Genomic DNA, 14,897 nt, shown 5'->3' with positions numbered 1-14,897 from the left:
GAACTCACCTTTGGATGTATTACAAAATCAATATATTAGACAATAAATCATAAATCTAACTGCATGGATACTATTTCTACAATCGTTTTAGCCAGTTCTTTAGTAATCATAATGTTAGGAATGGGGTTGTCACTTGTTATCAATGACTTTAAGAGGATATTTATTTACCCTAAAGCTATTCTAGTAGGATTAACAAATCAGCTTATCATTGTACCACTAATAGGGTTTGTGTTGGCAACTCTATTTCCAGTACAGCCAGAAATTGCGATAGGAATTATGATTTTAGCAGCCTGTCCAGGTGGGGCAACATCTAATTTAATATCTCATTTAGCAAATGGAGATATCGCACTATCGGTTAGTTTAACGGCTTTAAGTAGTTTAATTACAATTATCACCATACCATTTATAGTGAATTTTGCTCTGTTATATTTTCTGGAAGAAGCGCAAACGATCAAATTAGATCCTGTAAAAACAATTACTCAAATTTTGGTAATTACTGTTATTCCTGTCTCTATAGGTATGTTGATACGAAAGTACAATGGAGATTTTGCTCTAAAAATGGTTAAACCTGTTAGAATTGCATCAGCAATTGTTTTGGCATTAGTGATTATCGGTATAGCGATCAAAGAAAAGGATAATCTGGTTTTTTATTTTAAAGAGGCAGGAATAATTGCATTATTGTTAAATATCATTACGATGGCAATTGGTTATTATTCTGCAAAATTATTTCGTGTTCATCACAAAGGTGCAATTTCTATTGGTATAGAGTCAGGAATTCAAAATGGAACGTTAGCCGTAAGTATCGCCGTGGTTTTATTAAAAAACACTTCTTTTGCCGTGGCTCCTGCGGTATATAGTTTGTTAATGTTTTTCACAGGAGGTATAGCTGTTTATTTAGGGATGAAAAGTAAAACCCTAAAAGCAAACTAGCTTCTAATAATCTAGCCTAAAATTGTCTATTCAAATTTGCTCTCTTTTGTTGATACTTCAAGATGAGTTCAATAAAAAGAAGCCGTAGCTAAGGATATTCCTTAATTCTTCTATTTTGTCTAAGCAAAAAATGACTACTTTTCATGTGAGTGTTTTTAAAACCGGGATGGTAAATTCATATGATTCTTTAGTGCGTTTTATTCTTTTATGAAGCTATAAAATCACGATGTTCTTACCGGATAAGCTGTATAACATATGATTAAAGTCTTAGTACTGACATTGATTGTGATATGTATTGAGAGTAATGATACGATTTATAACTAAAAATTTCGCATATTCATCGTTTCTTTTTCCTTTCTACTTCGTTTAAAAAATAAACCGTAGCTATAGCTATGCTTGATTTTTTTGCCTTGCATAAAGAAAAAATAATTCAATGAATTTATACGAATTTTTTAATCACAAATCGTATGACTCCTCTATACTTAGCTTTTCTGGCGGTCAAAACCTTTGCTTTGAGATTGTTTATGCCATTCTTCATTCTTTATTTTTTAAATTGTTGAGATATTGGGAATCGAACCCAAGACTCCCGCGATATAAGCGCGGTACTCTGCCACTGAGTTATATCTCATGTTGACAATCTGATAGGAATTTAACCTTTACCTCAAGAGTCAGAATCTTAAGTAGATCAAGTTGTAAGTCCTATAAAATTTCTTGTTGGTTTTTAGTGTATTTTATATTTAGAACCTATATTTTGGAATGTATAATCTAGGTAAAAATTTATCTATATCGATACGTTTTTATATGCTGGTCAGGAGAACTAGACTCCCGAAAATAAGGTAACTTATATAGTTCTTGTAGTTATAAGTTACATTTAAAAATAAAAAATCTTTATGACCATATATTTAGCAAACAAGAGCAGGTTTAGAGCATGTTTAAAAACAATGTAAACTGATTGTCTGTAGTTTGGCGTTCTGACGATACTTCAAATCGACAACATATCGAGATACGTTGCTTATTTGAAGTAAAGTCAAGGTTGTCAAAGTGATGACCAGCAGGCAGCATGGTTTTTAAACAAGCTCTTAATGCTTTGAAGTTTGTAATATTTCATATGTTGTATTTACATTTTCTGAATATTGGTTAAAAAAAACTACCACAATAAAAATGGTTTTGATTTTATATTTGTTTGTAAAAAAATGACATAGACATTATTTTTTAAAGTACTGTATATATTAATGTTTATTATGAACGTTTTGTTACTTAATAAAGTGTTAAAAAATGATATTCTTGTGATCTAATACAAGAGTAAGTGGTGGTGTGTAATGATATCATTAATTCACATAACACTATCAAAATTCCCTAGTATCCCATAACCTGTTAGTTTTAAAATAGTCAAGAAATACATTATGATAGTTTTTCGAATAAAAACGTAATCCATCCTGAATGAAAACAGAGTAAGCAAAGTTAATTTAATGTAAATTAATAGCGGGCACAGGTATTTTTTTAAAAAAATTCCCTGGTTTTGGATGCGTTAATAATTGGTTTCAAGTAATTGTTAGACGTTTTATCTTCGTTTGAACAATTACAAATTTAGAAATAGAAGATATTTTTGACGAGTAGTAATAAAAAATTTATTTAGTTGATTTTTCCCCTAATACTTTATTGTTATAAAATTGTTAAAATAATACAATAATATCAAAAAAGAGATCTTAGATTTTTTAAGTTCATATAAATAGATTTCATTACATCTAATTAACATACTGTTAACTTTTTTGCTATCCTGATTTACGTAATTTGAATAAGAAAATGTTAAGGAAAATAAGCGATTTATAGCATATTTCCTTGGTTTCATTAATCATTATTACCGTGTATTTTAAATAATTTAAAATAATAATAATAGTATAATAATGTAGCAAAAATACTAAACAACTAACTCTCTTAAAACTATAATATGATACCATGTAAACTCATCGCGGTTACTCCATGCGAGTACCCGGACAAGGATCTTCTATTTTCAATTTTAAAATTAAATACGGCATATGCTGTTCTTCATTTAGGGAATGACCTCAAGGTTGCTAATTCGGCAATAGAAACAATTTATAATAAAACTAAAAAAACTTTTGGAGTATGCTTCGGGGAAGAAGTGATGGAGGGAATAAAACTCACGGATCAGGTAGACCTGGTTATCTGCTCTGATCCTTCAAAAATCACCTTATTTAAAAATAAAAAGGTTTTTCTTCAAATAAAAAAAGCTTCAGATGTTATAGCGGCAGAAAAATATGGAGCCACAGGTATTATTATAAAAGGTAATGAGGGTGCAGGAATAGTGAGTAAAGAATCAAGTTTTGTGTTGTTTCAAAAAGTAAAAAAGCAAACAAACCTACCGATATGGGTACAAGGAGGAGTCGGGATTCATACAGCACCAGCATTGATAATGGCTGGAGCAGAAGGAGTAGTTCTGGATAGTCAGTTAGCCTTATTCCCAGAAAGTAGATTGCCACAAATGACCAAAGAGGTCCTGTATAAAATCGATGGAACAGAAACACAAGTTATAGATGGTTATCGTATTTTGAGAAGGCCCAATTCGCCAGAAATTCCTGAAACAGCTGGATTTTCAGATATAAAGCCATTACTAGGAAAGTTAGAAATTGATAAAGGCTTACTTCCTTTAGGGCAAGATATTAGTATTTCTCGAGACTTTGTTTCAAAATATAAGAATTTAAAAAAAATGTTTTTTGCATTAGATGAAGCTATTCACGGGCAGATTCGTCAGGCCAAAGCTGTTGTACCGATACGGCCTAATAATGCTTTTGCAAAAGAATTCAATATAAAATACCCTATTGCTCAGGGACCTATGACCAGAGTAAGTGATGTTCCAGAATTTGCAAATTCTGTAGCTAGTTCTGGTGGTTTGCCTTTTATAGCACTTTCTCTGGTCAAAGGAAAAAAGGCAATTGATATGATCGAGAAAACAAAAGCACTTGCCGATGGCAAAACCTGGGGAGTAGGTGTTTTAGGTTTTGCTCCAACTGAACTTAGAGAAGAACAGATGGGATATATAAAGGAAGCAAAGCCGCCTGTTGTATTAATTGCAGGGGGGAGACCGTCGCAAGCAAAACCTTTAGAAGAGATAGGGATCAAAACTTTTTTACACGTACCATCCACGAGTTTGTTGGATATGTTTATAAAAGAGGGAGCCACTGGTTTTGTTTTTGAAGGCAGAGAATGTGGAGGTCACGTCGGACCTTTATCAAGCCTTGTATTGTGGGAGCGTCAGATATCAAGACTACTAGAAGAAGACGATGTTGATAAATTTAATATCCTATTTGCAGGAGGTATTCACGATGATGTTTCTGCAGCAATGATATCCGTAATGGCTGCTCCACTCGCTGTCAAAGGAGCTAAAATTGGCGTACTCATGGGGACTTCTTACCTATTTACAGAAGAAGCTGTAAAAACAGGAGCTATACTAGAACAATTTCAAAAACAAGCAGTAAAATATAGTGATACTGTTTTATTAGAAACCGCACCAGGACACGAAACACGATGTTTGGAAACACCATTTGCAGATTTTTTTAGAGAAGAAAAAGAAAAATATATTAATGAAGGACTGGATAAGAAGGAGATATGGTCTAAGTTAGAACATCTTAATGTAGGGCGGTTACGAATTGCATCTAAAGGAATTGAAAGAAAAGGAAGCGCATTAGAAAAAATAGATACTGCAGAACAGCTATCTACCGGAATGTATATGATAGGTGAAGTAGCTTCTTTGCGTGATCAGGTAATTACAATGGAAGAGCTGCACGAGCAAGTAGCAGTAGGAAATAATATACTACTCGAGAATGCAGAACTTCCCGAATACCCAAAAACAAATAAAAAACCATTAGATATCGCCATTGTAGGAATGTCTTGTATCTATCCGGGAGCCAAAAATATAGACGAATATTGGAAAAACATTCTTCTAGGTAAAGATGCTGTAACAGAAGTGCCAGAAGAACGCTGGAATAAAGAGTTATACTATGATCCAAATGCTACCAATGGAGAAAAAACACCATCAAAATGGGGTGGGTTTATCCCAAGTATTGATTTTGATCCTATGGAGTTCGGAATTCCACCACAATCTCTGGCGGCAATTGAACCTACACAATTACTGAGTTTATTAGTAGCTAAAAGAGCATTAGAAGATGCCGGATATGCCGATCCTTCGGATGATAATGAAAATGTATCTGTCATTTTTGGTGCCGAAGGAGGAAATGATCTTGCTACGAGTTATGGTTTTAGATGTCTTTTTCCTCAATTGTTTGGAGAAATCCCCAAAGAACTGGATGAAGTGTTGCCTAAAATGACAGAAGATTCATTTCCAGGTGTTCTGGCCAATGTCATTTCTGGGAGAATCACAAATCGTTTAGACTTGGGAGGAAGAAATTATACAGTAGATGCTGCTTGCGCTTCTTCATTAGCTGCGGTAGATTTGGCTTGTCAGGAATTGATCCTCGAAAAATCAGATATGGTATTGGCAGGTGGAGTTGACTTACATAATGGTATTAATGATTACCTCATGTTTTCTAGTACCCACGCACTTTCTCGAAAAGGAAGATGTAAGACCTTTGACAAAGATGCAGATGGTATTGCACTGGGAGAAGGTATTGCAGTAGTAGTTTTAAAACGTTTAGAAGATGCTAAGAATGATGGAGATAAAATCTATGCCGTAATTAAAGGCGTTGGAGGTTCTAGCGATGGGAAAAGCTTGGGGCTTACCGCTCCCAGGCGTTCTGGGCAACTCAAAGCATTAGAACGTGCTTACGAGCAGGCAGGTATTTCTCCAGCTGATGTGGGATTGGTAGAAGCACATGGAACCGGTACTGTTGTAGGTGATAAAACAGAAATTAGTGCATTAACAGATTTGATGTCTCAAGCGGGGGCTATAGCCAATCAAACACATCTGGGGTCAGTAAAAACACAAATTGGACATACCAAGTGTGCAGCAGGATTGGCAGGGCTGATTAAAGTAGCGTTGTCATTGTACCATGGTGTGAAACCCCCAACCCTTCAGTTAGAAAACCCGAACCCTTTCTATAAACAGAATTCCAGTCCTTTTGCTTTTAATACAAAAGCAGGTCTTTGGAATGCAGAAAAACGTATAGCAGGTGTTAGTGCTTTTGGGTTTGGAGGTACCAATTTTCATACGGTGATAGAAGCAAATGAGGGTCATACGCTAAAACAAACAGCTTTAAAAGAGTGGTCTTCAGAATTATTTGTTTTTAAAGGAGAAACATACCAGGAGGCACTTTCTGTTCTTCAAAAAACCCAACGTTTATTGCAGGAAAATTGTGACTTGTCTCTTAAAAATATAGCTTTTAGTTTAGTAAATATCAATAAGAAACCTGTTCAACTGTCTATTGTAACTGGTGATGGTAAGGAGTTATTGAATACAATAACAGAAGTACTAGCCGGAAGAATTCCAGAAAACGTATATCAAACGGATTATAAAACTGGTAAAGTGGCTTTTATGTTTCCAGGGCAGGGCAGTCAACGTGTAAATATGGCACGAGACCTCTTTGTAGCATTTCCAGCAATGAGGGAACAATTAAAAAAATATTCCGAACTTGAAGATATTCTTTTTCCTCCAGAAGTTTTTGATCAGGATTCTAGGAAAAAGCAACAAGAAGCAATCAAAGATACCACGAATGCGCAGCCTATTTTAGGAATTGTAGATCTTGCTATTGCAAAGTTTATGAAATCCCTGGGGATTGTACCAGATATGATTGCAGGGCATAGTTACGGAGAACTACCCGCACTGTGTTTCTCTGGAGTGTTTACAGAAAATGATTTAGTAACTCTTAGTAGAAAAAGAGCCAACGCCATATTAGATGCAGTAGGAAATGACGCTGGCACTATGCTTGCTGTTAGTGCTGCCTTAGAAGATTTAGCACCATTTTTAGCAATTCATAAGGACATATATACTGTAAATATAAACTCGCCAAAACAAATAGTTTTAGCAGGAAAAATGGAAGCTATAATCACTTTTGAATCCGTATTAAAGGCTGAAAAAATATCAAGCAAAATAATCCCGGTAGCTTGCGCTTTTCACAGTCCTTTGGTTGCTGGAGCAAAAGAAAACTATCAAAAAATATTAAAAGATTTTACATTTGAACAAACTACAGTTCCTGTATGGTCCAATACCACAGCTTCTATATATCCTAATACTCCCGAAGAGATCAAAGAAAGATTAACAGAACATCTGGTGATGCCGGTGAAATTCTCAGAACAAATTACCAATATGTATGCCAATGGGGCAAGAATATTTATAGAAGTAGGTCCTGGAAAAACACTTTCTTCCTTGATAAGAGCAACTATAGGAAAGGAAGAAGTATTAATTAGTACAGAAGATAAAACAGTACAGGGGATTGATTATATGCTGAAAGCTATAGCAAAATATGTTGCTACCGGAAGACAGGTAAATATAGACCAGCTTTTTATTGACCGTGATGCATTAACAATAGACATCCAACATCCAGAGAAATATGCCAAAAGCAAAACATTATGGACTGTAAATGGTCATTGTGCTACTCCCGTGTATAGTAAAATACCGACACATGCTGGCAAACCAGTTATAACTCCATTACAATTAACAGGGCATTCGATAGCTCCGTTACAACCAGCAATGATTGCAGAAGAAGGGTCAAAACAGTTAGTAAAGGAATATCTGGATAATGTAAAAAGTATGGTTAATGCACAGCGTGATGTAGTTTTGGGGTATCTAGGTCAGCAAATAAATATACCTCAAACAAGACTGGATGATTATCCTGTAATAAATAATATTCAGAAGACAGTTTCAAAACCAAGTGCAGAAGCCATTCTTCCTGTTCAGCAAAACGGAAGCATTAAATTACCAACACTACATTCTCGCGAAGCTCTACAAGATATTTTACTGGATATTGTAAGTGATAAAACTGGATATCCTGTGGATATGTTAGGGATGGATATGGATATGGAGGCGGATCTTAGTATAGATTCTATTAAAAGAATGGAAATTACAGGAGCACTTAAAGAGAAGTTAGGAACACTACAATCACAAGGGAAAACAGAAGAACAGTTAATAGAACAATTAGCTAGCATAAAAACACTGAGAGGACTTATTGATTGGGTTCAGGAACATAGCAAGCAACCTTTGCCAGAAGTAACTACAAGTAATGTTTCTGAAACCTCTATTAAAAATGTACCTGTCGACATACAAAAAATACTAATTGATATTGTAAGTGATAAAACCGGATACCCGGTTGATATGCTAGGGGTAGATATGGATATGGAGGCAGATCTCAGTATAGATTCTATTAAGAGAATGGAAATTATTGGTGCTTTGAAAATCGAGTTAGGAGGATTTGGAGAAACCAATAAAGGAGAAGAAGAATTAGTGGAAGAATTAACAGGATTAAAAACATTAAAAAGCCTTATCAACTGGTTAGAAGAAAGAATCAAAGTTCCCGAAAACCAGGAAGTGTCGGTTCCCGTTACAAATGGTAGTAGGCAAGAAGCAGAGGTATCACCTACTGTTTGGACTCAAAACAGTATTCAGGAATTATTGATAAAAATTATTAGTGATAAAACCGGGTATCCAGAGGAGATGTTAGGATTAGAAATGGATCTGGAAGCTGATTTGAGTATAGACTCTATTAAAAGAATGGAGATAATTGGAGAGATAAGAATCCAGTTAGGAGGTTTTAACACTTCTAGCCAAAACGAAGAAGCTATCGTAGAAGAATTGGCGGGTATAAAAACTCTTCAAGGATTAGTTTCCTGGATCACAGATGTCATAGGTGCTGGCACAAAGCAAGAAGAAAATATACTTACTTCTACCAGAACCATTGCTAATGGTATTCCTACTAAGAAAGATGATAAAGAAAAATTGATGCGGTGGAGTTTTCAGTTAAAAACTCAGAAAGAGAATGGATTGCATAATAATGAGTTGAATCAGAAAAATTTTGCAATTACTGATGATGGAGGAATATTAGCCAGAACAATAAAAGCTACATTAGAAAAAAGTGGAGCCAATGTAACTATTATCGCTACGAATGATCAAGAATTAGACAAGTATGATGGTCTTATATTATTAGATATTTTTGCTGCGCCAGTGCGTCCTAAGATTACGGATTTTGTCTCTTTGGTAAAAAAGCTAGACGCTAAAAATGTACGTTGGATTTACGCGATTTCTGATCTAAAAAGTCACCTTAGAGTTTCCAAAGATGTTAAGATATTACGTAATTTTCAAGGATATTCTGGTTTTCTTAAAAGTTTAAATCAGGAATGGTCACAGGCAAACTGCCGTATCATTAATATGGAAAATAGCCTGATACCAGAGTCTACAGCTGCAATTGTTCAGGAAGAATTATTACTTAATGACAATCAGATAGAAGTTTTCTATAAAGAAGATGAACGAAAAATATTTGAACTCATCCCTACAGCACTGACTAATGGAACGTCTCCAGAAATAGCCCTCGATACTAATGCAGTAATTTTAGTGTTAGGAGGAGCACAAGGGATTACCGCTGAGATGATGATCCGCTTCTCTAATGAATATCCCTGTAATTTTATCCTAATAGGTAGATCTTCAGATCCGCGAAAGGTACCGATAGATCAGTTTACAAATCTAAAATCTAAAGAAGAAATTAAAAAAGAACTGATTGCTTTAAAAGTATTCAAAACACCTGCTGATATTGAAAAAGAAACTAATAAGATTTTTAAACGAAATCAAGTGCTTAATACCATACGATCTATAGAAGGAAATGGAGCGAGAGTGGATTATCATGCAATGGATTTGAGAGATGAAAATAATTTGGGTACTCTTATCAACGACCTGTATACATCATACAATAGGATTGACGGAGTAATACACGGAGCTGGTTTACTCGAAGATAAACTGTTTCAGGATAAAACCGAAGAATCTTTTGAACGTGTGTTTAGCACAAAAGTTACTCCGGTACGGATACTAGCTGAAAAACTTAGAGAAGATGTACAATTTGTTGTATTATTTTCTAGTGTAGCTTCTGTATATGGTAACAAAGGACAAACGGATTATGCAGCAGCAAACAGTGTATTAGACGAATATGCATGGGAGCTCAAAGAAAAACTAAAAGCTAAGGTTATTTCTATAAACTGGGGACCATGGAAAGGTGCAGGTATGGTATCCTCAACTCTAGAAAAAGAATATGAAAGAAGAGGTATCGCATTGATCCCATTAAAAGAAGGTATGGAAACCTTTATAAATGAGATTAAGTATGGCAGAGACAGTCAAGTACTTATTATGGCAGAATAATTTTTCTTACTAAACCTTATTGTTTTTATATAATGAATCAAAAAAATGATATTGCTATCGTTGGGATGTCTTGTATGTTCCCCGGTGCAAAAGATATACATACTTATTGGAACAATATCAGAAATAGAGTAGATGCTATTTCTGATGTTCCTGAAAATAGATGGGAAAGCAGGTATTATGATCCGTCTTCGACCGCTATAGACCGTTTTTACTGCAAACGTGGCGGATTTGTAGATAATTTGGCAGAGTTTGATCCCATCGAGTTTGGGATTGTACCTATTACTGTTCAAGGGACAGAACCAGATCATCTGATTACCTTAAAAATGGCGAAAGCAGCTCTGGAAGATGCCAGTGTATTTGATAAAAACACACCAACGGATAAGACCGGAATAATCTTAGGGAAAGGGAATTATCTGGGAACTGGGATCACCAGACTTGTTGAACAGCTCCGTACAGGAGAACATCTGGTTAATTTATTGAATTCTATTGCTCCGGATATAGCGCCTTCAGAAATGGAAAAAATCAGGAAGGGGTTTCAAAAGCAAACAGGTCGTTTTGGACCAGATACAGCTATGGGGCTTATTCCCAATCTAGCAGCTTCACTAGTGGCAAACAGATTAAACCTCGGTGGTACCGCATACACCATAGATGCAGCTTGTGCGAGTTCACTCATAGCGATAGACCATGCTGTTCAGGAACTTACAACAGGGCGTTGTAATATGGTTATTGCTGGCGGTGTACATTTATGTCAAAATGTAACCTTTTATAGTGTGTTTACACAGCTTGGAGCTTTGTCCAAGCAGCAACAAATAAGACCTTTTGACCAAAAAGCGGATGGCCTACTAATTGGAGAAGGCTGTGGAATGGTAGTACTAAAAAGACTGGAGGATGCAATTGAAGATGAAGATAGAATTTATGCTGTTATCAAAGGTACCGGGATCGCAAGTGATGGTTCTGCAACTAGTATCATGAGTCCCGCAGTATCAGGACAAACCAGAGCAATCAAACAAGCTTGGGATCAGGCAGGAATTGCTCCAGAAGAAGTAGGCTATATTGAGGCTCATGGTACTGGAACACAACTTGGGGATGCAACCGAAATAGAAACATTAAAAAATGTATTTGGGAACAGATCCGGAAAAATTAATGCTGGACTTGGTACCGTAAAATCGATGATTGGTCATACAATGCCTGCCGCAGGAATAGCAGGCTTAATAAAAACAGCCATGGCATTGTATCATGGAGAACTGCCTCCAACATTGCATTGTCAAACTCCCTTAGAAACTATAAAAGATAGCGGTTTTAGCATAATTTCTGAAACCAGAGATTGGGATCAGGAAGAACTCCCCAGACGAGCAGGAGTTAATGCATTTGGATTTGGAGGGATTAATGCACATGTAGTATTAGAAGGGTATCATACTTCAAAAAACAATACTAAAAAGAAATATATAACTCCAGCTACCTATGAAAAAGATGAGCTATTATTATTAACACGTGATTCATCGGAAGCATTGATTACTGCATTAGAGCAAGGAGATTATACTCTAGGCAAAGGCATACATCGACTGGCACTTTTTAATCCCACATTAGAAAGGATAGAAAAAGCGATCAAGATTGTTAAAAAAGGAAAAGCGTGGCGCAATCGTAATGATATTTGGTATACCTCATCCCCATTACTTCTGGATGGAGGAAAGTTGTGCTTTCTTTTTCCGGGTCTGGATGCGTTGGCTAACAATAGCGTAGATGATATTTATGAATATTTTGAGATCGAAAAAATTCATCACGCAGAAAGTTCAGAACTAGTAGAGTCGGGTGTCAGTGTCTTTAAAAATAGTATAGTTACAGATATTGCCTTAAAAAAATTGGGCATTATTCCTGATTGTATTGCAGGGCATAGTTTAGGCGAATGGATAGGATTCTACTCTGCAGGAATAGCAAATAGAGAAGCTGTACTAAAAATGCTATCAGAATTTGATATAAACACAATCAAAGTCCCTGATGTATATTTCCTGGCAGTTGGTGCAGGAGTAGATGTAGTAACTCCAATACTAAAAAAAATAGGGAATGTATACCTGACTCACGATAACTGTTTACATCAATCTATTATATGTGGAACAGAAGAGTCAATAAATGAATGTAAGAGATTACTACAGGATCAACAGGTTTTTAATCAAGTATTGCCTTTCCAGTCAGGGTTTCACTCTCCTTTTTTTGAAGATTTTAGTTATCAATTAGAGGATAAATTAAATGTGCTCCAAAACAAATCTAGCATACCGTTGTGGTCTGCAACGACGGTAGCTCCATATCCAGAAGATATAGAAGATATAAGAGTCTTATCTATGGAACATTTGGTAAAACCAGTTCGTTTTAAAGAGTTGATCCAAACACTTCATCAGCAAGAAAATGTAAAAGCATTTGTACAAATAGGAGCGGGAGGATTAATTGGTTTTACAGACGATACACTAAAGGGAATGACATACTCAGGTCTTTCAGCAAATTCTGTAAAACGTTCAGGAATTAACCAATTACAGCGTGTGGTAGCAGCAATGTTTATAGAAGGGAAAGACGTAGATATTTCTTTTTTACATCTTAAAAGAAGAGAAAAGAAGAACCATAACATAAAGCTTCAACTTGGATTACCACTGGTAACAGAATTTGAAGCTATAGCCATTCCAAAACAAGAAATACTCGTTACAGAAAATAAAATTTCTAGTCAAGAAAACAATAAAAATTTACACCCTATATTACAAAGTTTTCATCAAAATTTTGAAGCTATACAAAGTGCACAAAAGGAGATTGCTATGGCGCTAACAAATAGCTTTGATACTGTGAATGAGCAATCTATTAATATCAATACTCATACTTTTCAAAACGAGTTATTGTATAAAGAATCCATTCCAGCAGATTTTGAACAGGCTGTAGAGCTTTCTTTAGAACGCTATCCGGACTTAATAGATCATTCGATGTATATGCAGAAATCAGGATGGCCTTATATAGGCGATAGGTTTCCGGTAGTACCGATGACAATGCTTATAGAACTTATGGCAGATGCAGTACAGCAGAACTTACCAGATTATAAGATTATAAGAATAGAAAATATTCAAGCATTTAAGTGGACAGATGTTACATCTCCTATACATCTAATATTGACAGGTTCCTGGAAAAATAGCGAACAAGTAAATATTCGCTTGGGAGATTATGCAGTTGCAAGTATTACGGTAGGTAAAGAGTTTGATAAACCTGCATTTACAACTATTGATGATATCGGTGTAAGGAAGCATATTCCTATCTCGGAAAAGGAGGTGTATGAAAAAAAATATATGTTCCATGGTCCAAAATATCAAGGGATCACAAAATTTATTGCCATGGGTAATAAAGGAATGAAAGCTGTAATTTCTAATGGTGGAGGTAAAGGCTCTTTATTAGATAATGCGGGTCAGTTATTTGGTTTATGGTGTCATCTTGTGATACCACACGATCATGTAGCTTTTCCTGTAAAAATAGAGAAAATTCAGTTTTTTGAAGCGTATACATCACAAAGCGAACCTCTGGAATGCACATGTCAGGTTATAGAAGAAACAGAAGATTTTTTGAGTTGTAGAATGATCTTACAACTGAACGGAACTCCATGGGCAATTATCGATGGATGGAGAAATAGACGCCTTGGTTTCAATAAGAAATTATGGAATACCTCTTTGTCTGTACTGGAGAACAAGCTTTCAGAAGAAATTATACCAAATGTTTTTCTATTTGAAGATGTCTATCGAAGAAGTTCTGCCTGGGATTATATAAAGAAAAAATATTTAAATATGCCTGAAAAAGAAGGCATGGAATCTTTACCGCTTTCTAAAAGAAAACAATGGTTGATGGGAAGAGTAGTAGCAAAGGATGCAGTTCGTGTGGGGCTCAAAAAAAACACTTTTCAAAATCTGTACCCCGCAGAAATTGGAGTAAAATCTACTTCGGATGGTAAACCCTATGTAATAGGTGAAGGTGTGAAACTTCCTGAAATGGAAATATCAATTGCTCACAAAGAAAAAATTGCAGTAGCGATAGCTTCTTTTCAAGGGAAGACCGGTATTGATATAGAAGAAATTAAAGACAGAGGGGCTAGTTTTCTGGAAGTATCATTTTCATTAGAAGAATTAAAATTGATTCCAGAAGGCGAAGATAGGTGGGAGTGGGTTACTCGTTTTTGGACTGCCAAAGAAGCTTATGGCAAAAGCTTAGGGTTAGGACTACAGGGGAATCCAAAAAAATACTGCATAACAGAGATTAATGGCACAGATCTTTACATTAATAAAACACAAATTAAAACTAAAAAACACAAAAACTTTATAATAGGATGGATATAATTAACCAACACACAGAAACTAAAGCTAGTATAGAAACCGAACTAAAAAAAATGATTGTAGAGGTCATAGGGGAAGATTTTATTACAGAAAATGAAATCAGTACAGAAGATACTTTTACCGATGGATTAGAAATGGAAAGTATAGAAATTGTACAATTTGCCGATCTGGTAAAATCTCAATATGGAGAAAAAGCAGATCTTACAACCTGGTTGTCAGATATGGGACTCGAAAAGATTATTGATTTGAAACTACAGGAAGTAATAGATTTTATAGAGCATGAGATTACGATGCATAACTAATTCTTT

4 protein-coding genes and 1 tRNA gene are annotated in these 14,897 nt (G+C 35.3%); 4 read left to right on the top strand and 1 reads right to left on the bottom strand.

What is annotated here, in order from left to right; translation table 11 throughout:
- Positions 1–63: 63 nt before the first annotated feature.
- On the top strand, positions 64–930 hold the full coding sequence (locus F0000_RS06185) for a bile acid:sodium symporter family protein (RefSeq protein WP_149623842.1): 867 nt from the start codon (positions 64–66) through the stop codon (positions 928–930).
- A 556-nt stretch (positions 931–1,486) separates the two neighbouring features.
- On the opposite strand, the gene F0000_RS06180 is transcribed toward F0000_RS06185, so the two are convergent.
- Positions 1,487–1,558: transfer RNA gene (locus F0000_RS06180), tRNA-Ile, on the bottom strand.
- A gap of 1,320 nt (positions 1,559–2,878) precedes the next feature.
- Here F0000_RS06180 and F0000_RS06175 point away from each other — a divergent pair.
- The 3 genes from F0000_RS06175 to F0000_RS06165 are packed head-to-tail and all read left to right on the top strand — an operon-like array spanning position 2,879 to position 14,891.
- On the top strand, positions 2,879–10,240 hold the full coding sequence (locus tag F0000_RS06175) for a type I polyketide synthase (RefSeq protein WP_149623841.1): 7,362 nt from the start codon (positions 2,879–2,881) through the stop codon (positions 10,238–10,240).
- 32 nt (positions 10,241–10,272) lie between these two features.
- Positions 10,273–14,592 (top strand): type I polyketide synthase, encoded by a 4,320-nt coding sequence (locus F0000_RS06170; protein ID WP_149623840.1) that lies wholly within the window; start codon positions 10,273–10,275, stop codon positions 14,590–14,592.
- The gene (locus F0000_RS06165; RefSeq protein ID WP_149623839.1) at positions 14,583–14,891 is read left to right on the top strand and encodes an acyl carrier protein; all 309 of its coding nucleotides are present in this window, start codon (positions 14,583–14,585) and stop codon (positions 14,889–14,891) included. Before F0000_RS06170 ends, F0000_RS06165 begins: the two co-directional genes overlap by 10 nt.
- Positions 14,892–14,897 lie beyond the last annotated feature (6 nt).

Source organism: Aquimarina sp. RZ0 (assembly GCF_008370685.1).
Classification (GTDB): Bacteria; Bacteroidota; Bacteroidia; order Flavobacteriales; family Flavobacteriaceae; genus Aquimarina.
The sequence above is the reverse complement of the archived record's forward strand: the minus strand, read 5'-3'. Positions and strand labels throughout refer to the sequence as shown.